Below are 19,219 nucleotides of genomic sequence, written 5' to 3'. Positions count from 1 at the left end.
CAATGTTAGCGCGCCCGCGTCTCCACCGTGGGCGCGTCCGCCACCGAGACGCCGCGCGACTGGTCCCGGTTCAGCAGCGCGTACAGGATGATCGCGCCGAAGGTCGCGGTGCCGATGCCACCGAGTGCGAAGGCACCGAACTTCAGCGTGAAGTCGCCGGTGCCGAGCACCAGCGTGATGGCGGCGACGATCAGGTTCTTGTTCTGGGAGAAGTCCACGCGGTTGTCGACCCAGATCTTGGCGCCGGCCACGGCGATCAGGCCGAACACCACGATGCTGACCCCGCCCATCACCGGCAGCGGGATGGCCTGGATGACCGCGCCGAACTTGGGCGAGAAGCCGAGCACCAGCGCGATGGCCGCCGCGAACAGGAAGATCGCCGTCGAATAGATCTTGGTGGCCGCCATCACGCCGATGTTCTCGGCATAGGTGGTCACGCCGGTGCCGCCGCCCATGCCGCTGACCACCGTGGCGACGCCGTCACCGAGGAACGCGCGTCCCATGTACTGGTCCAGGTTGCGGCCGGTCATGGCCGTCACGGCCTTGATGTGGCCCAGGTTCTCGGCCACCAGGATGATCGCCACCGGCGCGATCAACAGCATCGCCGGCCCGCTGAACACGGGGGTGGCGAACGCCGGCGCGCCGACCCACGCGGCGTTGGCGATGCCGGAGAAGTCCATCGGCTTGCCCAGGCCCATGCCGTTGGTGAGGATGGCGTAGAGGATGCTGGCGAGGATCAGCCCCACCAGGATCAGCAGGCGCTGCACCATGCCGCGCGTGAGCACCGCCACCAGCCCGACGCAGACGAACGTGACGGCCTGCATCCAGCTGTCGAAGTTGCTGGCGGCCATGTTCTTGATCGGGATGCCCGCGAGGTTCAGGCCGATGACCGCCACCACCGCGCCGGTCACCACCGGCGGCATGAAGCGCTCGATCCACCCGGTGCCCACCGCGTGCACGATGGCGCCGATGATCGCGTAGACGATGCCGCAGGCGATGATGCCGCCCAGCGCCACGCCGATGTTGGCGTTGGGGCCCTTGCCCGCATATTCGGTGGCGGCGATCACCACGCCGATGAAGGCGAAGCTGGAGCCCAGGTAGCTGGGCACCTTGCCGCCGGTGATGACGAAGAACAGCAGCGTGCCGATGCCGCTCATGAGGATGGCGATGTTGGGGTCGAATCCCATGAGGATCGGGGCCAACACCGTGGCCCCGAACATCGCGATGACGTGTTGCACGCCCATGAGCGCGGTCTGCGGCCATGGCAGTCGTTCATCGGGCGCGATCACGCCCCCTTGCTGCAGCACCGAGGCTGGTCTCTCCGTCCAGTCGAACATGCCCATTTCCGCTCTCCTTCTCCGTTGGGGTGAGCGATGCTAGGGGCAATGGTCGAGCCGCGCAAGGCGTGTGGCCGAGAGGCTGAGAGGGGGGGCGCCAATGGGCTGCCAGGAACGGTATCGGCTACCTGACGAACACCGCGACTTTGCCGATCACCTCCGCCTCCTTCAGGATGCGCCGATGCCCCAGCCCCTCGGTGGCCAGCAGCTGCGCGCCCTGGATCGCATGCGCAAAGGCCTGGCCGTCGGCGAAACCGTTGATGCGGTCACCACGGTCATGCACCACCAGCGTCGGCACGCGGATCCGCGGCGCCACCGCGCGTGGCTCGAAGTGCTGCATCAGCACGCCCTCGCGTTCCTCCAGCCGGCGCTGCATCGCGCTTCGGGTGGCCTCGCTCAGGCCGAACACCTTCGCGAAATAGTGGGTGTAGTTGCGCGGCGAGGCCGGCGGCGCCAGCAGCACCAGCTTGCCGACGGCCAGGCCGCGGCTGGCGGCGTAGGCGGCGGCGTTGGCGCCGAGCGAGTGCGCGGCCAGCACGCCGATCACGTGGCCCTCCTGCCCCAGCCGGCCCACGGCGTAGTCGATGGCGCGGGCGAACTGCGGCAGGTTGCTGGTGGTGCCCGCGCTCAGGCCGTGGGCGGGCATCTCCAGCAGCACCGGCCGCATGCCTTGCTGCGCCAGCGACTCGGCCAGTGGCAGCATCTGGCGCGCGTGGCCGCCCCAGCCGTGCACCAGCAGCGCCACCGGTCCGTGCGGCGCGGCGGGCTGCGAATAGACCGTCAGGCTGGCGTCCTCGAAGGCCCACGCGTCGGTGCGCCACCGCGGGCCCAGGCTGCCTTGCCGGTGCAGCCACTTCGGCGGCAGCGGCGTGGCGAACAGGCGGGTGGCGGCGCGCACGGCCAATGCCGGCCACAGCCTCTGCGATGCGCCGAGGGCCAGGCGGAACAGGCGCAAGCCCACGCTGCCTTGGTAATAGCCGGCGGTCACGTCCACGGCGGAAGGGTTGGCCATGGTCATTCCTTTCAGAAGAAGACGAGGTCGTCGTTGCTGCGCGGCAGGCGGCGCACGGCATCCAGTGCGGCGCTGGCGACGCGCCAGCCGCCATAGAGGACGGCGAGGGAGAGGATGGCGATCATGGTGAGTTCCTTTCTTCGCACGATCGTGCGAAATATGGGCGAGTGGAAAGGCGGGAGTGCATCCGTCGGAAGCGTTCAGCGAAGGTAGGTCTTCAGCAGCCGGGCCCAGGTCAGCTGGGCCCGCTCGGCCGCGCGCGGGTCGCGCAGGAAGCGGGTGTCGTGCAGCAGGCCCATGGCCAGGCTGTACATCTCGGCCACCAGTTGCTCCGGCTCCGTGTCCGGCAGCAGGTGCTTCTGTTCGATGGCCTGCAGCACGGTGCGGCGCAAGGCGGCGCGCCAGCGCGTCACCTCGCCCAGCAGGAAGTCGCGCAGCGGCCCGTCCTTGTCGTCCAGTTCGAACGCGCCGGCCGTGAAGATGCATCCTTGCCTGGCCTCGACGTCGCGGGTGCGAACGATCCAGCGCCGCATGATCTCGTTCAAACGCGGCAGGCCCTTGGGCAATTGCATGGAGGGCACGAACACGTCGCCGATGAAGCGGCGGCCGAACTCCTCGATCACCGCGATCTGCAGCGCCTCGCGCGAGCCGACCCGGGAGAAGACGCCGCTCTTGGACAAGCCGACGCGGTCGGCCACGGCCTGCAACGTGATCGCCTCGAGGCCCTCGGCCGCGGCCAGGTCGAGCCCCGCGCCGACGATTGCCGCGCGGGTGAGTTCGCTCTTCTGGGTCTTGGCGTCCATGGCGCGAAATATAGCACGCTTGTGCGAAAGTTCAAAAGGCTGAGCCTTTTCCGGTCATCGCAGGATGTGTCCTACGACAGACGCCTTGGGTGACCTAGGCTGCGGCCCGGCGATGCGATCACCATGGCTGCAGGCACCTTCGCCTCATAACCGATAGAGAGACACCATGAAAAAGCTCCCGATCTTCTTCGCCGCAGCGATCGCTTGCGGCGCCGTGCTGGCGCAGGCCCCGGCCGGCACGACCCGTCCTGCCAACCAGCTGGACCCGAACGCGTCCGGCGGCAAGGCGCAGGCCAATGCCGCCGTCAAGAACGATGCCAGGACGGGCGGCAACAGCGCCTCCGCCGGCACCACCGCCAACCAGACCATGACCATGGACGTCAATGGTGACGGCATGATTTCCCGCCAGGAGTGGGACACTTACCATGGCAAGACATGGAGCACGATGAAGCCCAACAAGCAAGGCATGGTGCCGTGGGCCGACGTGCAAGCCGGCATGGGCGGCCAGGGCGGCACCCCGAAGTAAGCAGCTTCGGCGGCCCGTCCGGACCACCGGGCGGGCTGCGCTTCAGCGCGAGGCCATCAGCGCGTCGTCGAAGATGGCCACCGCACGCGTCCACCCCGCCGACGCGCCGCGGATCTTGTGCGGAAAGCAGCTGATGTAGAAGCCGTGCGCCGGCAGCGTCTCCAGGTTGTGCAGCTTCTCCAGGTGGCAGTAGCCGATGTCGCGGCCGGCCTTGTGGCCTTCCCAGATCAGCGAGGCGTCCTGCGTCGCACCATACTTCTTTGCGGTGTGCACGAAAGGCGCGTCCCAGCTCCAGGCGTCCGTGCCGGTCAGGCGCACGCCACGTTCCAGCAAGTACATGGTGGCCTCGTAGCCCATGCCGCAGCCGGCGGAAACGAAGTCCGGATGTCCGTAGCGCGAACCCGCACGCGTGTTGACGACGACGATCTCCAGCGGGGCGAGCTGGTGGTCCACGCGCTCGAGTTCCGCCTGCACGTCCCGCGCGGTGACGACGTAGCCGTCATCGAAATGCCGGAAGTCCAGCTTCACGCCGGGCTGGAAGCACCATTCCAGCGGAACCTCGTCGATCGCGATCGACCTCTCCTGGCCGCCCAGCTTCCTGTTCATGGTGGAGTGGAAGTGGTACGGCGCATCCAGGTGGGTGCCGTTGTGCGTGGACAAGGTGACCTTCTCCACCGCCCAGCCCTCGCCATCCGGCAGGTCCCCCTTGCGCAGGCCGGGGAAGAACGACTCGATCTGCCCCACCGTGTTCTCGTGCGTGAAGTACTCGATCTTCGGCGCGAACGCGGGAGGGTCGGAGACGACGTCGTTTTCCAGGTAGATCGACAGGTCGACGAACTTGCGCGGCATGGGAAAACCTCCGTGGTGCGACATCCAGGGCCGATGCTAATCTGCCGCGCATGGGCGCCCCACCGTATGTTCCCCAGATTCGCCGATACCAGCACTGGCTGCGCGACAAGCATGGGCTCGCGTTCGACGACTACCAGTCGCTGTGGGAATGGTCGGTGCGCGACCTGGAGGCCTTCTGGCAGAGCATCTGGGACTACTACGAGATGCAGTCGCCCACGCCGCACCGCCAGGTGCTGGCGCAGGAGGTTATGCCCGGCGCCCGCTGGTTCGAGGGCGCGCAGGTCAACTATGCGCGGCAGGTGTTCCGCCATGTCCAGCCCGCGCATGCCGCGGGCTTTCCGGCCATCATCAGCCGCAACGAGGCCGGCGAACAGCGCGAGCTGTCGTGGCCCGAGCTGCGGCGCCAGGTCGCGTCGCTCGCCTTGCACTTGCAGGCGCAGGGGCTCGAGCGCGGTGACCGCGTCGCGGCCTACCTGCCCAACGTCCCGGAAGCGATGGTCGCGTTCCTGGCCGTCGCGAGCCTGGGCGCCGTGTGGAGCATCTGCGCGCCCGACATGGGGACCCACGCGGTGCTGGACCGCTTCAAGCAGATCGACCCCAAGATGCTGATCGCCTGCGATGGCGTGCGCTATGGCGGCAAGGCCTTCGATCGCACCCAGGTGGTGGCGGAGCTGAAGGCCGCGCTGCCCAGCGTGCGGCACGTGCTGATCCGCCGCGACCTCGGCCTCGACACGGCGCCGCTGCCGGCCTTCACCGACTGGTTGGACGCCATCGGGAGCAGCGGCCCGCAGGTCGATGCCTTCGAGCCGATGTGGCTGCCCTTCGACCATCCGCTCTGGATCGTCTACTCCAGCGGCACCACCGGCCTGCCCAAGCCCATCGTGCACGGCCACGGCGGCATCGTGGTGGTGATGCTGGCCGCCGGGGGCCTGCACAACGACATCGGCTGCAGCTACGACCGCAACTCCTGGGGCGAGCGCTACCACTGGTACAGCTCCACCGGCTGGGTGATGTGGAACGCGCAGCTCGCGGGCCTGCTCAGTGGAACCACCTGCTGCATCTACGACGGCAATCCCGGCGGCAGCAAGGAGAACCCGGACTGGACGGTGCTCTGGCGCTTTGCGGCGGACCTGGGCGTCACCTTCTTCGGCGCGGGCGCGGCCTTCTTCGCCAACTGCATGAAGGCGGACGTGGATCTGTCGAAGCTGCCGGGACTGAAAACGATTCGCGTGCTCGGCACGACGGGGTCGCCGCTGTCCGAGGACGCGCAGCGCTGGGGCACCCGGCAGTTCCAGAAGCTGGGCGTGCCGGACATCTGGTGGTGCAACATCTCCGGCGGCACCGATTTTGCCGGCGCGTTCATCGGCGGCAACCGCGAGCTGCCGCAGGTGCCGGGGCAGATGCAGTGCCGCGAACTCGGTGCCGCCGTCGAGGCCTGGAACGAACAAGGCCAGCCTGTCATCGGGGAAGTCGGCGAGCTGGTCTGCACGCGACCCATCCCCTCCATGCCGCTGCATTTCTGGAACGACGAAGGCAACAAGCGCTATCTCTCCAGCTACTTCGACATGTACGCCGGTGTCTGGCGACATGGCGACTGGCTGAAGATCACGCCGGAAGGCGGCTGCATCATCTACGGCCGCAGCGACGCCACCATCAACCGCCACGGCCTGCGCATGGGCACCAGCGAGTTGTACAGCGCGGTGGAGGCGCTGCCCGAAGTGCTGGACTCGATGGTGGTGGACCTGGAATTCCTGGGCCGCGAAAGCTACATGCCCTTGTTCGTGGTGCTGCGGCCGGGGGTGCCGCTGGACGACGCGATGAAGGCGAAGCTGGCCGGCGCCATCCGCACCGCGCTCAGCCCGCGCTTCGTGCCCGACGAAATCCTGCAGGTGGCCGAGATTCCGCGTACGCTGTCCGGCAAGAAGCAGGAGTTGCCGATCAAGAAACTGCTGCTCGGCCAGCCGCTGGAGAAGGTGGTCAACCGCGACGCCATGGCCAACCCGCATTGCCTGGAGTGGTACGTGGACTTCGCGCGGCGCCGCGCTTGAGGCCATGTCGGGGTGCGGCTTCGCGCGCAACCCGACCTACAGGACGCGGTGAACCCGTAGGCCGGGTTCGGCGCAGCCGACCCCGGCAGCTTTCAAGCTGCCTTCTTCCGGTTCACCAATACGATCCCCACCGCCACTGCGGCCAGGGCCACCAGCAGCTGCGTCGTGAGCTTTTCGTCCAGCAGCACCACCCCCAGCACCAACGCGAACAGCGGCGCGAGGAAGGTGAAGGAGGACAGCTGCGTTGCCGGGTAGTGCCGCAGCATCCACATCCAGGCCAGGTAGCTGGCGAACGCGCCGATCACGGTCTGCAGCCCGAGCGACACCCACGCATACGTGGAGTAGTGCAGCGACCAGGTCTCGCCCAGCCCCAGGGAGAGCAGAGGCGCCACGACGGCAGTCACGCCCACCTGGTAGAACAGCGTCTTCTCCGCACTGGCATTCGACATCTTCGAGCCGCGGATCACCAGCGTGGTCAGTCCCCACAGCAAGCCGGCCAGCAAGGCCAGCGCATCGCCGCGCAGCTGCTGCGCCGTGCTGGCCCCCGTGAAGCCCTCGCTGAAAGCGAACGCCACCGCCGCAAAGGCGATGGTCAAGCCCACCCATTGCACCGGACGCAACTTCTCCGACGGCACGATGCGCGGCAACAGCAGCGCCACGACGAACGGCGAGGTGTAGAGAAAGACGGTCAAGCGCGATGCCGCCGTGTCGCGCAATCCCAGGTAGATGCAAGTGAACTCGCCCGCGAACAGCGCACCCGCGAGCAGGCCGGCGCCCAAGGTGCCGTCGCGCTCGAACAGCTTCACGCCGCGCCAGGCGCACCAGGCGAACAGCAGGGCGGTCGCAGCGACGAAGCGGATGGCGGCTTGCCAGAGCGGCGGCACTTCGCCCACCGTCGTCTTGATCAGGATCTGCTGGAAGCCCCAGAACAGGCAGCAGGCGAGCAGCAGGGAGACGGCGAGGGAGTCGAGATGCTGTTGACGTTCGCGCATCGGGCGATGGTAGCGGCCCCGCGTGCCGTCACCGCGGACGCTGCGCCAGCTTGGCCAGCAGCTTCTTCAGGGCAGTGCGCTCGGTGGCCGGAAGGGCCTGCAACAGCGTCGCCTCGTGCGTCCGTGCCTTTTCCAGCAGCGGACGCACCAGCCGCTTGCCGGCCGGCGTGGCGGTCACCAGCGTGCGGCGCTGGTCGCCCGGGTCCGCCTGCAGCGCCAGCCACCCCTGCTCGCACATGCGCTGCACGAGCTTGGTGACGGTGGGCTGCTTGGACAGCACGTCGTGGGCGAGCTGGTTGATCCCCAGCGGCGCGCTGTCGTGCAGCGTGGCGAGCACCCGCCATTCCACGGAGCTCAGGCCGGCCGCGCGCACGTGGCTGTCGAAGTCCCTGTACAAGGCGTGGTTCGCCTGCCCCAGCAGGTAGCCCAGGTACTCGTCGACAAAGCGGCCACGCGCCTCGCTCATTCGACGACCCTCCGCGCTACGCGCTGCGGGATTCGCCTTGGGGCGGCCCGGCAGCTCATAGCGGATGCTCCGTGTAATAGCGGCCGCCGTGGAACAGCAGCGGCGACGCCCCCTCGCGGCGGGTGCAGCGCTCCACCTCGCCGACGAAGATGACGTGGTCGCCTTCCTCGTAACGGCTGCGGTTGAAGCACTCGAAGGTGGCGGCCGCCCCGTGCAGCAGCGGCGCGCCGCCGGCGCCAGCGTCGAAGGTCACGCCCGCCCACCGGTCGGCGCCGCGCCTGGCGAAGCGCTCCGCCAGTTCCTTCTGGTCCGCAGCCAGTACGTTGATGGCGTAGTGCGAGCCGGCGCTGAACACCGCCATCGATGCCGCCGCGCGCGACAGGCTCCACAGCACCAGCGGCGGCTCCAGCGAAACCGAGTTGAAGGAATTGGCGGTCAGGCCGATGATCGTGCCGTCCGCCCCGCGCGCGGTGACGATGGTCACGCCGGTGGCGAACATGCCGAGGGCGGCCCGGAATTCGGGGGCCGAGAAGCTGGGCGGCCGGGCCTGGCGCGGCGGGGTCATGGGGTGCCGGATTGCATGAATTTTCATGTATTATGGTCCACAACAAAGGCGCGTGAACGGCATGCTGCAGGAACCCATTGAGCCCGCGTGGCTGGACGCGTTCGAAGCGGTGCTGGCCCGCTGCGCCCTGCAAAAGGGCGACACCGTCGCGGTGCTGAGCGAAAGCCAGAGCCGCCCCGTCATTCCCCAGCTTGCCCGCCTGGCCGCCGCGCGGCTGGGAACGCAGGTGTTCGATATCGTCCTGCCCAGCACTTTCTCTTCCAGCCTGCCGGTGGCGCGCTCCACCGGGGCTTCGCCGGTGCTGCGCCAGATCCAGCCGGTCGTCTGCGCGCTCGCGGCGAGCACGCTGGTGATGGACTGCACGGTCGAAGGCCTGATGCACGCGCCGGAACTGCCCGCCATCCTCAAGGGCGGCGCGCGCGTCCTGTACGTCAGCAACGAGCATCCGGAAGCGCTGGCGCGCCTGCTGCCGGACGACGGCATCGAAGCGCTGGTCAAGGCGCACGTGAAGCGCCTGCGCGGGGCGCGCGAAATGCGCGTCACGTCGCCGGCCGGCACCGACCTGGTGATCTCGCTGCAGGGCGCCGTGTGCGGCGGCAACTGGGGCTACACCACCCGGCCCGGCACGATGACGCATTGGCCCGGCGGCCTGGCGCTCGCATTCCCCGCAGCCAACAGCGTCAACGGCACGCTGGTGCTGGCGCAGGGCGACGTCAACCTCACCTTCAAGCGCTATCTCGACCAGCCGGTCACGCTGCGCGTCGAAGACGACTACGTCACGCGCATCGAGGGCCGCGGCGTCGACGCCGACCTGATGCGCAGCTACATCGCCGCCTGGGGCGATCGCGAGGCGTATGCGGTCAGCCACGTCGGCTATGGCCTCAACGCAGCCGCGCGCTGGGACAGCATGGCGCTGTACGACAAGCGCGACTTCAACGGAACCGAGCTGCGCGCGTTCGCCGGCAACTTCCTCTATTCCACCGGCGCGAACGAGGTCGCGGGCCGGCACACGGCCGGCCACTTCGACCTGCCGCTGCGGCACTGCACCGTGCAGCTCGATGGCCACACGGTGGTCGACAACGGCGCCTTGCTCCCGTAATGGTGGTTCCCACCTTCACCACCCTGGGCGGCGGCCCCACCGTGCTGATGCTGCACGGCATCGGCGGCGGCCACCTGTCGTTCGCGCCGCAGGTCGAGTCGCTGGCAGTGGCGGGCTACCGCGCCGTCGCCTGGGACATGCCGGGCTACGGCCACAGCGCGCCGATCGAGCCCTACACCTTCAAGGGGCTCGCGCAAAGCTGCGTGCTGCTGATCGAGAGCCTGAAAGTCGCCGACGTGGTGCTGGTCGGCCACAGCATGGGCGGCATGGTGGCGCAGGAGGTCGTGGCGCGCCGGCCCGACCTGGTCAATCGCCTCGTCCTGTGCGGCACGTCGCCGGCCTTCGGCAAGCCGGACGGCGACTGGCAGCGCGAATTCATTTCGCAGCGCACCGCGCCGCTGGACGCCGGCAAGAGCATGGCCGACCTGGCGCAGACGCTGGTGCCGCAGATGGTGGGGCCCGGCTCGCTGCCGGAGGGCGTGCGGCTGGCCACGCACTGCATGGGCATGGTGCCGGCCGCCACCTACCGTCGCGCGCTCGAGTGCATCGTCACCTTCGACCGTCGCGCCAACCTGCCCAACATCAGCGTGCCGACCTTGCTGGTCGCCGGCGAGCATGACCGCAATGCCCCGGCCGCCGTCATGAAGAAGATGGCGGATGCCATCCCGCGCAGCACCTTCCTGCAGATGAAGGGCATCGGCCACCTGCAGAACCTGGAAGCGCCCGACGAATTCGACGGGATGCTGCTGAACTTCCTGTCCCTGCCGCAGGAACTGCTGCACTGACGCCCGCACGAGGACAAGCCATGGACGCGCCTACTGGACTGGACTTCACCCCCGCGGTGGGCGACCACGCCTTCACGCCGAAACAGCGCGCGCTGCTGGCCGTGGCCCATCGGCTGGGCCGCGAGAAGTTCGCCGCGCGTGCCGCGCAGTGGGACGAGGAGGCCAGTTTCCCGTTTGCCAACTACGAAGACCTGCGCGCCGCCGGTCTGCTGGGGATCTGCGTGCCGGAAGCGGAGGGCGGCCTCGGCGCCGACTACGCCAGCTACATGATGGTCGGCGCCGAGATCGGCCGCTTTTGCGGCGCCACGGCGCTCACGTGGAACATGCACGTCTCCTCCACGATGTGGACCGGGGTGCTGGCCGAAGGCATCCCGATGACCGAGACGCAGCGCGCCGAGCACGAGACCCGGCGCAAGCTGCACTTCCGTCGCGTCACCCAGGACGGCGCCATCTACGCCCAGCCTTTTTCCGAAGGCAGCGCGGCCGCCGCCGGCAAGGCGCCTTTCGGAACGACCGCGCGCAAGGTCGAAGGCGGCTGGCTGGTGAACGGCCGCAAGATCTTCGCTTCGCTGTCGGGCGCAGCCGATTACTACGGCGTGCTGTGCACCGAGGACAAGGGTGACGAGAAGCCGGATGCGCGCGACACGCTGTACCTGGCGGTGCCGGCGGCCAGCCAAGGCTTCTCCATCAGCGGCGACTGGAACCCGCTGGGCATGCGCGGCACCGTCAGCCGCAACCTCCTGTTCAAGGACGTGTTCGTCAGCGACGACGAGCAGCTCATGCCGCGCGGCGTGTACTTCAAGGGCGCCCAGACCTGGCCGGCGATGTTCTTCACGCTCGCGCCCACCTACCTGGGCCTGGCCAACGCGGCGTACGACTTCACGGTGCGCTACCTGCGCGGCGAAGTGCCCGGCGAGCCGCCGGTGAAGCGCCGCATGTATCCCACCAAGCAGATCGCGGTGGCGCAGATGCGCATCCAGCTCGAGCAGATGCGCGCGATTTTCCTGCGTGCCGTGCTCGAGGCCCGGCCGAACCCGTCGAAGGACGAGCGGATGCGCCTGTATGCTGCGCAGTACACCGTGATGGAAGGGGCGAACGACATCGCCCGACTGGCCATCCGCACCTGCGGCGGCCAGAGCATGATGAAGCACCTGCCGCTCGAGCGCATCTACCGCGACAGCCGCTGCGGATCGCTGATGCTGCCGTGGACGGCGGAACTGGTGCTGGACCGCATGGGGCGCGAAACGTTGTACGAGGCCGGGGAAAAAGACGAATGAGAAGGGTTCGATGAGCCGGGACATCGTGCACCTGTGCGTGCAGGAGAAGTTCATCCAGCCCTTCGTCCAGCTGGTGCGCGAGCAGTTCGGGCTGGACCGCCACCTGTTCCTGGTCGCCGGCAAGGGCGAAAACTTCCGGCCGGCGCCGCAGGACGGCGTGGTGTCGATCACCGGCATCGGCGGCCGCCTGCGCGCGCTCGGAACGCTGTACCAGGCGAAGAAGATCATCCTGCACGGGCTCTACGACGCCAAGTTCCTGTACCTCCTGGCGCTGCAGCCGTGGCTGCTGCCCAAGTGCCACTGGATGGTGTGGGGCGACGACCTGTACCGGTACCTGGACACCCACCGCAGCCGCAAGGGCGCGTTCAAGGAGAGGGTGCGCCGCTTCGTGATCCGCCGGATCGGCCACATCGTCACCTACATTCCCGGCGACTACGAGCTGGTCAAGCAGTGGTACGGCTCGCGGGCGGCGATGGTCGACTGCCTGATGTACATGAGCAATGTGTACCAGCCCCTGCCGGACCTGCCCGCGTCCGATGGGTCGGCAACCGCGATCCAGGTGGGCAATTCGGCCTACCCGCGCAACCTGCACGTCGAGGCGCTGGAACGCATCGCACCGTTTCGCGACCAGGACATCGAGGTGTATGCGCCGCTGTCCTATGGGCCGAAGCCGCATGCCCAGGCCGTGGCCGCCCACGGCCGCGCCTTGCTGGGGGACCGCTTCTTTCCGCTGCTCGACTTCCTCGACGCCGCCGGCTATCGTGACTTCCTGGCGAAGATCGACATTGCCGTCTTCAACAACACGCGCCAGCAGGCCATGGGCAACATCATCTCGCTGCTGGGCATGGGCAAGACGCTCTACCTGCGCCGCAGCACGACCACCTGGCCGCTGCTCGAGGAGATCGGCATCCGGGTCTTCGACGCCGAGCAGTTCTCGCTGCAGCAACTGACGCCAGCCGAACGCGAGCGCAACATCGCCCTGGTGCAGCGCCACTTCTCGCGCGAGCGCCTGCTGGCGCAGCTCGGTGTGCTGTTCGCCGACGAGGAGGCGGCATGAACGTCGAATCGCTGGCATGGGACAGCGGGTTCCTCGGCGTCCCGGTCAGCCGGATCGTTGCCGACGGCGCGTCCCGGGGCGAGCTGGCCGCGGCCGTCGCCCGGCTGCAGGAGGAGGGGACCCACCTGGCCTACCTGTTCACGGACAGCCCGCTGCCCGCCGAGGATGCCGGGGCACTGCATGCGCTGCTCGTCGACCGCAAGGTCACTTACCGCATCGAGGCCGGGGCGCTGCCGACCCGGCATCCGCTGCCGGCAGTGCGACCGTACGAGGCGGGCATGCCGCAGGCCGACCTGGAGCGCCTGGCCGTCCAGAGCGGGAAGTACTCGCGGTTCCACGTCGATCCCCGTTTTCCGGACCCCAAGTTCGTCGAGCTCTACCTGCTGTGGCTGCGCAAGTCGCTCACGCGCGAGATCGCCGACGAAGTGCTGGTGGCCACCGAGGGCGGCGCTCCCTGCGGCCTGGTGACCATGGCTCAGTCAGGGGGCTGCGGCAAGATAGGACTTGTTGCGGTGGATGAGGCGTACCGCGGAAGGGGCCTGGGCCGGCAACTCGTCGAGGCCGCGAAGGGATGGTTTGCCGCGCGGGGTGTCGCGTTCGCCGATGTCGTCACGCAGCAGGACAATGTCGCCGCCTGCGGTTTGTACGAAACTTGCGGCTTCCGGGTCCACCAGGTGCAGTTCGTCTACCACCTGTGGCTCGCCACCCCGCCAGCCGCGGGCCAGAGGGGATAGCAGCATGCCGAAGATTCCATTCAACCGGCCCTACATGACGGGCAAGGAGTTGTTCTACATCGCCGAGGCGCACTTCCACGGCAAGCTGGCCGGCGACGGCCCCTACACCAAGCGCTGCCATGCCTGGCTGGAGTCCAAGTCGCCGCCGGGGCGCGCGCTGCTCACCCACTCCTGCACGGCGGCCCTGGAGATGGCAGCGATGTTGCTGGACATCCGCCCCGGCGACGAGGTGATCATGCCCTCGTACACCTTCGTCTCCACCGCCAACGCGTTCGTGCTGCGCGGCGCGGTGCCCGTGTTCGTGGACATCCGGCCGGACACCCTGAACATCGACGAGACGCAGATCGAGCAGGCGATCACCGCCCGGACGCGCGCCATCGTGCCGGTGCACTACGCCGGCGTCGCCTGCGAAATGGACACCATCCTGGACATCGCGCGCCGCCGCAGGCTGGCCGTGGTGGAAGACGCCGCCCAGGGCCTGATGGCCTCGTACAAGGGCCGGCCGCTCGGGGCGCTGGGCGAGTTGGGAACATTCTCGTTCCATGAAACCAAGAACATCATCTCGGGCGAGGGCGGGGCGCTGCTGGTCAACGACGAGCGCCTGCTCGAACGGGCGGAGGTCCTGCGCGAGAAGGGGACCGACCGCAGCCGATTCTTCCGCGGGCAGGTCGACAAGTACACCTGGCAGGACGTGGGCTCGTCCTATCTTCCGGGAGAGCTGATCGCAGCCTTCCTGTGGGCGCAGATGGAAGAAGCCGATTCGATCACCGCACGCCGCATGAGTTTGTGGAATGCCTATCACGAGGCCTTCGCTGTGCTGGAGGCAGAGGGGCTGCTGCGCCGGCCGATCATCCCGGCGGATTGCCGGCACAACGCGCACATGTATTACGTATTGCTGCCCAGCCTGGCGCAGCGCACGGCGTTGATCGAACGGCTGGCCGCGCTGGACGTCCACAGCGTCTTCCACTACGTGCCCCTGCACACGTCGCCGTTCGGCCGCGAGCACAGCCGCGCCGTCGGCACGCTGCGCAACACGAACGAACTGTCGGAGCGGCTGGTGCGGCTGCCCCTGTGGGTGGGCCTGGCGGAGCACCAGGGCGAAGTCATCGAGCGGATCGTGCGGACGGTGCGCGGCTTGTCGCATGGTTGAGGGGACGGTGCTGAAGACGATCCGCCTGGGCGCTCTCGCCCTGGCGATGGCTGCGCCGGGGGCTTTCGGTGCCGCCATGCCCGGGCCCTGCGATCGCTTCGTCGGCAAGCTGCCGAACGTGAGCAAATCCTTGTGCGAGCAGGCCCGCCTGGTCGATAGCGGCGCCCGCTCGGTGCAGGGCACGCCGCTGTACGTGCGGGACGTGAAGCCGCCGGACGCCAGGCTGCGCGTGCTGGTCGTGGGAGCGATCCATGGGGACGAGCTGTCGTCCGCCGCCGTGGCCCTGCACTGGCTCCGGCTCGCTTCCGATGAAAAGGTCGACCTGCCGCAGCCCGTGCATTGGCGCTTCGCGCCGGTGGTCAACCCGGACGGCTTGCTGGCGCATCCGCCCAAGCGGGTGAATTCGAAGGGCGTCGACCTGAACCGCAATTTCCCGACGCCCAACTGGGAGCGCGACGCGCAGACCTACTGGCAGCAGCGGACCAGGAAGGACCCACGGCGCTGGCCGGGGCCGAAGCCGCTGTCCGAGCCCGAGACCCGCTTCCTGCACGACGAGATGCAGAAGTTCAAGCCGCACCTGATCGTCTCCATCCACGCGCCGTACGGCGTGCTGGACTTCGACGGTCCGTCGGTCCCGCCGTCGCGGCTGGGCCGGCTGTACCTGGACCAGGTGGGCATCTTCCCCGGCTCGCTGGGCAACTACGGCGGCGTGCACAAGGGCGTACCCGTGGTCACCATCGAATTGCCGAACGCCCAGCGCACGCCCCTGGACGCGGAGACGCGACAGATGTGGCTGGACCTGTTGCGCTGGACCTCGGCCAAGATCCAGGGCGACGCGGCGGCAGCGCGCTGACGGGAAAGCGGAAATCGGCGAGACTCGCCGCATGACGACCGACACCCTGGATATCACGCAGCGCTTCGGCAGCGGCCGCTCCGTGCAGCGCATCGAAGACGAGGGCCTGCTCAAGGGCCTGGGCCAGTACACCGACGACCTCGCGCCTGCCGGGCAGTTGCGCATGGTCTTCGTGCGCTCGCCCTATCCGCATGCGCGCATCACCTCGATCGACACCGCCAACGCCGCCGCCATGCCTGGCGTGGTGGAGGTGATGACAGGGGCGCAGCTCGTCGCTGCCGGAGTGAAGCCGCTGCCCACCTTGCCGATGCTGCCGGACGGTACGAAACCGGCAACCGCGGAGCGCCACGTGCTGGCGGTCGACGAGGTGCGCTTCGCCGGCGAAGCGGTGGCGCTGGTGGTGGCCGAGACGATGCAGCAGGCGCGTGACGCCGCCGAAGCCGTGTGGGTAGAGTACGAGGAACTGCCGCACGTCGTCGACCTCGAGGACGCCACCGCGCCGGGCGCGCCGCTGGTCTACGCGCAGGCGCCCGGCAATATCGCGGCGCAGTTGCGCCACGGTGACGCGCAGAAAGCCGCGGCGGCGTTCGACCAGGCCGCGCACGTCGTCCAGCTGAAGGTGGTGAACCAGCGCGTGGTGGCGCTGTCGATCGAGCCGCGCTCGGTGCTGGCCTGGGTGGCCGACGACGGCCGCCTCACGCTGCGCATCAGCAGCCAGATGCCTTCGGGCGTGAAGAACTCGATCTGCAACGACGTGCTCGGCATCCCGCGCGAGCAGGTGCGCGTGACGGTGGGCGACGTCGGCGGCGGCTTCGGCATGAAGACCGGCATCTATCCGGAGGACGCGGCCACCGCCTGGATGGCGTGGACGCTCAAGCGCCCGGTGAAGTGGATCGCCGACCGCAGCGAGGAATTCCTGGCTGCCGCGCATGGCCGCGACCAGCAGGCGCAGGCCGAGATGGCGCTGGATGCGCAAGGCAGGATCCTGGCGGTGCGGCTGCGCACGCTGGCCAGCGTGGGCGGCCATGCGCTGGCCACCGGCATGCTGATCCCGCTGCTGATCGGCCCGTGGGTATCGACCAGCGTGTACCACGTGCCGGTGATCGACTACCACTTCCAGGCAGTGCTCACCAACACGTCTCCCACCAGCGCATACCGCGGCGCCGGGCGGCCGGAGGCGATCTACATCATCGAGCGCCTGATGGACGAGGCGGCGCGGCAGACCGGCATCGACCGCATCGAACTGCGCCGCCGCAACTTCATCCGCCCGGAGCAGATGCCGTACAAGAACCCGATGGGGCAGACCTACGACGTCGGCGAGTTCGAGAAGATCATGGACGAGGGCCTGGCGCACGCCGACTGGAGCGGCTTCGAGGCGCGCGCCGCCGCCAGCAAGGCGCGCGGCAAGCTGCGCGGGCTGGGCATCGCCACCTTCCTGGAATGGACCGGCGGCAACGTGCTGGAAGAACGCGTGACGGTGGAGGTGAAGGCCGACGGCGTCATCGAAGTCTTCTCTGCGGTCAACCAGATGGGGCAGGGCATCGCCACCACGCTGGCGCAGCTGGTGGTGGACGTGTTCGGCGTGCCGCTGGACAAAGTGCGCGTGGTGCTGGGCGACACCGACCGCGGCGACGGCTTCGGCAGCGCCGGTTCGCGCTCGCTGTTCACCGGCGGCTCGTCCCTGCACCTGGGGGCGGAAAAGACGCTGGACCAGGCGCGCCAGCTCGCCGGCCAGGCATTGGAAGCGTCGCCGCACGACCTGCAGTACGCACGCGGACGCTTCAGCGTCAAGGGCACCGACGTCGGCATCGATCTCTTCGAGCTGGCCGGCCGCCAGCCGGAGCGCCGCATCTTCATCGACCACACCAGCGCGGTGGCGGGGCCGAGCTGGCCGAACGCCTGCCACGTTGCCGAGGTGGAGATCGATCCGGCCACCGGCGAGGTGCAGGTGGTGGCGTACGCCAGCGTCAACGACATCGGCCGGGTGGTGAACCCGATGATCGTGCGCGGCCAGCTCGATGGCGGTGCGTTGCAGGGCATCGGCCAGGCGCTGTGCGAGCACATGGTGTACGACCGCGAAAGCGGCCAACCGCTGACGGGCAGCCTGATGGACTATGCAGCGCCGCGCTTCGACCTCTTGCAGTGCGAGTTCCGCACCGAGATGAACCAGACGGTGCCGAGCAAGAACAATCCGCTGGGCGTCAAGGGCGTGGGCGAGCTGGGCACCATCGGCGCGACGCCGAGCGTGGTGAACGCGGTGGCCGATGCGCTCGCGCGGGCGGGCAGGAAAGATGCGACGCGCGGCCTGCAGATGCCGCTGACGGCGCCGAAGGTGTGGGGGATCCTGAACGGTTGAACGGGACGCCGGAGTGCGGCTGGCGCCGCGATCCGGCCTGCGTTCGAGCGGCGGCAGGCCGGGTTGCGCGCAGCGCACCCCGGCGTCGTCAGCGCGGCACCACCGCGTTCGCCGGGAACGTCATGTGGCCGGCGTCGAGTTCCACCGTGTCCGGTGTGGCGAGCGCCAGCAGGACGGCCGCGACCACGGCGGCGATCCACAACAAGGTCGGCGCCCACAGCGGTTTCATCATGGCCTCCCTCGGTTTCCGTTGCCATGAAGTGTGCGCGCCTTCGTCGGCGCTGACGTACCGCTGTTGTAAAGCCCCTGTCCCAGTTGTTCCCAATTACGTGCGACTTGAAATTTCGAGTGAGAACTATCGTCTCTATGCGCGCACCGTGAGAACGAAAGCTTCCCGAAATCCTTCCTGCTCGCCCTTGCGCGCGTAGCCGAGCGTGTTGGCCACCACGCGGCAGCCGCTCTCCACGTAATCGTGCTGGCAATGCAGGTGGCCATGCAGCCAGAACTGCGCCTGCGCCATCAGGTCCTGCAGTGAATTGCAGAAACCGGCCGTCGCCGGGGTCGCGCCGTAGCGCGGGTCGGCGCTGCGCAGGCTGGGCGCGAAGTGCGTCACCACCACCGTGGTGCCGTCGAAGGGCTGGGCGAGCGCGTCGCGCAGCCACTGCTCGCAGTCCAGCCCCAACTCGCGCCACTGTTCAGCCAGCAGCGGTTCGCCGCGTCGCATGCCCGCAGCCTTGTGCAAATAGAAGTTGGCGGCCCGAAAGGCTTTCTGCCGCAGCTTGAGCGCCTCGCCCGGCGTGGGCGTTGGCATGCCCGGTTGGCGCGCCAATGCATCGAAGTCCGTCCACAGCGTCGTTCCGACAAAGCGGATGCCGTCGATCACCAGCACCTCGCGCTCCAGCCAGGTGATGCCCAGGCGCTCGCAGGTGTCCCGCAGCCGTGCATGCGTCTCGTCGAAGTCCAGCCCGTCGTATTCGTGGTTGCCGGGCACGTAGAGCACGGGTGTCGGCCAGCCGTGCGCGGGCGAGAAGCGGCCGAGTCCGAAGTCGCTGTCCTGAAGCTGGGAGCCGGCCTGGTACGAGCCGATGTCGCCGGCGAGCACGAGCAGCTCGGCGCCGGGTGCCGGCCGCGGGACGAAATGCGGGTTGCCCTCCAGGTGGAGGTCGGACATGAGCTGGATCTTCACCCGGCCGATGGTAAAGGGCCAGGAGTCTGCGCCCCCTTATCGGCCCAACCCTTCGGGCCGGGGCTTGGAGCGCGCCATGCGTCATTACAGGCTCCCTGTGTGGATCGACCACACGGCGTCGCCT

Annotated in this window: 19 protein-coding genes; 10 read left to right on the top strand and 9 right to left on the bottom strand. The window is 68.5% G+C overall.

Annotated features, from left to right (window positions below; translation table 11 throughout):
• Window positions 1-5 precede the first annotated feature (5 nt).
• The 3 genes from WG902_RS19340 to WG902_RS19330 form a co-directional block, all read right to left on the bottom strand.
• On the bottom strand, window positions 6-1,343 hold the full coding sequence (locus WG902_RS19340) for a solute carrier family 23 protein (RefSeq protein WP_340061835.1): 1,338 nt from the start codon (window positions 1,341-1,343) through the stop codon (window positions 6-8).
• A 118-nt stretch (window positions 1,344-1,461) separates the two neighbouring features.
• The gene (locus WG902_RS19335) at window positions 1,462-2,355 is read right to left on the bottom strand and encodes an alpha/beta hydrolase (RefSeq protein ID WP_445263710.1); all 894 of its coding nucleotides are present in this window, start codon (window positions 2,353-2,355) and stop codon (window positions 1,462-1,464) included.
• A gap of 194 nt (window positions 2,356-2,549) precedes the next feature.
• Entirely contained in the window at window positions 2,550-3,152 is a 603-nt protein-coding gene (locus WG902_RS19330; RefSeq protein WP_340061833.1) for a TetR/AcrR family transcriptional regulator, read from the bottom strand.
• 166 nt (window positions 3,153-3,318) lie between these two features.
• Here WG902_RS19330 and WG902_RS19325 point away from each other — a divergent pair, with 166 nt between their 5' ends.
• Window positions 3,319-3,678 (top strand): hypothetical protein, encoded by a 360-nt coding sequence (locus tag WG902_RS19325; protein WP_340061832.1) that lies wholly within the window; start codon window positions 3,319-3,321, stop codon window positions 3,676-3,678.
• Window positions 3,679-3,720: 42 nt separating this feature from the next.
• Here WG902_RS19325 and WG902_RS19320 read toward each other — a convergent pair whose 3' ends face one another.
• The gene (locus WG902_RS19320) at window positions 3,721-4,527 is read right to left on the bottom strand and encodes a cyclase family protein (RefSeq protein ID WP_340061831.1); all 807 of its coding nucleotides are present in this window, start codon (window positions 4,525-4,527) and stop codon (window positions 3,721-3,723) included.
• Window positions 4,528-4,577: 50 nt separating this feature from the next.
• Between WG902_RS19320 and WG902_RS19315 the strand changes: the two genes are divergently transcribed.
• Window positions 4,578-6,575 carry an acetoacetate--CoA ligase gene (locus tag WG902_RS19315; protein WP_340061830.1) on the top strand — a complete coding sequence of 666 codons (1,998 nt, stop codon included), beginning with the start codon at window positions 4,578-4,580 and terminating at the stop codon, window positions 6,573-6,575.
• 92 nt (window positions 6,576-6,667) lie between these two features.
• Here the strand turns inward: WG902_RS19315 and WG902_RS19310 are convergent, their stop codons facing one another.
• Genes WG902_RS19310 through WG902_RS19300 form a run of 3 tightly spaced genes read right to left on the bottom strand, consistent with a single transcriptional unit; the run spans window position 6,668 to window position 8,598 of the window.
• Window positions 6,668-7,567 carry a DMT family transporter gene (locus tag WG902_RS19310; protein WP_340061829.1) on the bottom strand — a complete coding sequence of 300 codons (900 nt, stop codon included), beginning with the start codon at window positions 7,565-7,567 and terminating at the stop codon, window positions 6,668-6,670.
• A 28-nt stretch (window positions 7,568-7,595) separates the two neighbouring features.
• Entirely contained in the window at window positions 7,596-8,033 is a 438-nt protein-coding gene (locus WG902_RS19305; protein WP_340061828.1) for a MarR family winged helix-turn-helix transcriptional regulator, read from the bottom strand.
• Between the two features lie 55 nt (window positions 8,034-8,088).
• Window positions 8,089-8,598 (bottom strand): flavin reductase family protein, encoded by a 510-nt coding sequence (locus WG902_RS19300; RefSeq protein ID WP_340061827.1) that lies wholly within the window; start codon window positions 8,596-8,598, stop codon window positions 8,089-8,091.
• A gap of 61 nt (window positions 8,599-8,659) precedes the next feature.
• Between WG902_RS19300 and WG902_RS19295 the strand changes: the two genes are divergently transcribed.
• From WG902_RS19295 to WG902_RS19260, 8 genes are read left to right on the top strand one after another with little or no spacing between them, the layout of a single operon-like run.
• The gene (locus WG902_RS19295; protein ID WP_340061935.1) at window positions 8,660-9,697 is read left to right on the top strand and encodes a peptidase M29; all 1,038 of its coding nucleotides are present in this window, start codon (window positions 8,660-8,662) and stop codon (window positions 9,695-9,697) included.
• Window positions 9,697-10,482 (top strand): alpha/beta fold hydrolase, encoded by a 786-nt coding sequence (locus WG902_RS19290; RefSeq protein WP_340061826.1) that lies wholly within the window; start codon window positions 9,697-9,699, stop codon window positions 10,480-10,482. The genes WG902_RS19295 and WG902_RS19290 overlap by 1 nt, the downstream gene beginning before the upstream one ends.
• A gap of 20 nt (window positions 10,483-10,502) precedes the next feature.
• The gene (locus tag WG902_RS19285; protein ID WP_340061825.1) at window positions 10,503-11,759 is read left to right on the top strand and encodes an acyl-CoA dehydrogenase family protein; all 1,257 of its coding nucleotides are present in this window, start codon (window positions 10,503-10,505) and stop codon (window positions 11,757-11,759) included.
• A gap of 10 nt (window positions 11,760-11,769) precedes the next feature.
• Window positions 11,770-12,816: a TDP-N-acetylfucosamine:lipid II N-acetylfucosaminyltransferase gene (locus WG902_RS19280; RefSeq protein ID WP_340061824.1), complete on the top strand. Its 1,047-nt coding sequence runs from the start codon at window positions 11,770-11,772 to the stop codon at window positions 12,814-12,816.
• Window positions 12,813-13,550 carry a GNAT family N-acetyltransferase gene (locus tag WG902_RS19275; protein WP_340061823.1) on the top strand — a complete coding sequence of 246 codons (738 nt, stop codon included), beginning with the start codon at window positions 12,813-12,815 and terminating at the stop codon, window positions 13,548-13,550. The genes WG902_RS19280 and WG902_RS19275 overlap by 4 nt, the downstream gene beginning before the upstream one ends.
• A gap of 4 nt (window positions 13,551-13,554) precedes the next feature.
• Window positions 13,555-14,700, top strand: a complete 1,146-nt coding sequence (gene rffA, locus WG902_RS19270; RefSeq protein ID WP_340061822.1) for a dTDP-4-amino-4,6-dideoxygalactose transaminase — start codon at window positions 13,555-13,557, stop codon at window positions 14,698-14,700.
• On the top strand, window positions 14,693-15,553 hold the full coding sequence (locus WG902_RS19265; RefSeq protein ID WP_340061821.1) for a M14 family murein peptide amidase A: 861 nt from the start codon (window positions 14,693-14,695) through the stop codon (window positions 15,551-15,553). Before rffA ends, WG902_RS19265 begins: the two co-directional genes overlap by 8 nt.
• A 31-nt stretch (window positions 15,554-15,584) precedes the next feature.
• Window positions 15,585-17,909 (top strand): xanthine dehydrogenase family protein molybdopterin-binding subunit, encoded by a 2,325-nt coding sequence (locus WG902_RS19260; RefSeq protein ID WP_340061820.1) that lies wholly within the window; start codon window positions 15,585-15,587, stop codon window positions 17,907-17,909.
• Between the two features lie 88 nt (window positions 17,910-17,997).
• Here WG902_RS19260 and WG902_RS19255 read toward each other — a convergent pair whose 3' ends face one another.
• Window positions 17,998-18,141, bottom strand: coding sequence for a hypothetical protein (locus WG902_RS19255; RefSeq protein WP_340061819.1), 144 nt, complete (start codon window positions 18,139-18,141; stop codon window positions 17,998-18,000).
• A 132-nt stretch (window positions 18,142-18,273) separates the two neighbouring features.
• Window positions 18,274-19,095 (bottom strand): metallophosphoesterase, encoded by an 822-nt coding sequence (locus WG902_RS19250; RefSeq protein ID WP_340061818.1) that lies wholly within the window; start codon window positions 19,093-19,095, stop codon window positions 18,274-18,276.
• Window positions 19,096-19,219 lie beyond the last annotated feature (124 nt).

The sequence above is a fragment of the Ramlibacter sp. PS3R-8 genome (assembly GCF_037572435.1).
GTDB lineage: Bacteria > Pseudomonadota > Gammaproteobacteria > Burkholderiales > Burkholderiaceae_C > Ramlibacter.
Note: the sequence above shows the minus strand (reverse complement) of the source record. Positions and strands in the feature narration are given on the sequence as shown.

Coding starts and splice junctions, on each gene's coding strand:
- WG902_RS19325 (WP_340061832.1), top strand. CDS start 3,319: ATGAAAAAGCTCCCGATCTTCTTCGCCGCAGCGATCGCTTGCGGCGCC.
- WG902_RS19275 (WP_340061823.1), top strand. CDS start 12,813: ATGAACGTCGAATCGCTGGCATGGGACAGCGGGTTCCTCGGCGTCCCG.
- WG902_RS19255 (WP_340061819.1), bottom strand. CDS start 18,141: ATGATGAAACCGCTGTGGGCGCCGACCTTGTTGTGGATCGCCGCCGTG.
- WG902_RS19305 (WP_340061828.1), bottom strand. CDS start 8,033: ATGAGCGAGGCGCGTGGCCGCTTTGTCGACGAGTACCTGGGCTACCTG.
- WG902_RS19285 (WP_340061825.1), top strand. CDS start 10,503: ATGGACGCGCCTACTGGACTGGACTTCACCCCCGCGGTGGGCGACCAC.
- WG902_RS19295 (WP_340061935.1), top strand. CDS start 8,660: ATGCTGCAGGAACCCATTGAGCCCGCGTGGCTGGACGCGTTCGAAGCG.
- WG902_RS19310 (WP_340061829.1), bottom strand. CDS start 7,567: ATGCGCGAACGTCAACAGCATCTCGACTCCCTCGCCGTCTCCCTGCTG.
- WG902_RS19260 (WP_340061820.1), top strand. CDS start 15,585: ATGACGACCGACACCCTGGATATCACGCAGCGCTTCGGCAGCGGCCGC.
- WG902_RS19300 (WP_340061827.1), bottom strand. CDS start 8,598: ATGACCCCGCCGCGCCAGGCCCGGCCGCCCAGCTTCTCGGCCCCCGAA.
- rffA (WP_340061822.1), top strand. CDS start 13,555: ATGCCGAAGATTCCATTCAACCGGCCCTACATGACGGGCAAGGAGTTG.
- WG902_RS19265 (WP_340061821.1), top strand. CDS start 14,693: ATGGTTGAGGGGACGGTGCTGAAGACGATCCGCCTGGGCGCTCTCGCC.
- WG902_RS19335 (WP_445263710.1), bottom strand. CDS start 2,355: ATGACCATGGCCAACCCTTCCGCCGTGGACGTGACCGCCGGCTATTAC.
- WG902_RS19340 (WP_340061835.1), bottom strand. CDS start 1,343: ATGGGCATGTTCGACTGGACGGAGAGACCAGCCTCGGTGCTGCAGCAA.
- WG902_RS19280 (WP_340061824.1), top strand. CDS start 11,770: ATGAGCCGGGACATCGTGCACCTGTGCGTGCAGGAGAAGTTCATCCAG.
- WG902_RS19290 (WP_340061826.1), top strand. CDS start 9,697: ATGGTGGTTCCCACCTTCACCACCCTGGGCGGCGGCCCCACCGTGCTG.
- WG902_RS19330 (WP_340061833.1), bottom strand. CDS start 3,152: ATGGACGCCAAGACCCAGAAGAGCGAACTCACCCGCGCGGCAATCGTC.
- WG902_RS19315 (WP_340061830.1), top strand. CDS start 4,578: ATGGGCGCCCCACCGTATGTTCCCCAGATTCGCCGATACCAGCACTGG.
- WG902_RS19320 (WP_340061831.1), bottom strand. CDS start 4,527: ATGCCGCGCAAGTTCGTCGACCTGTCGATCTACCTGGAAAACGACGTC.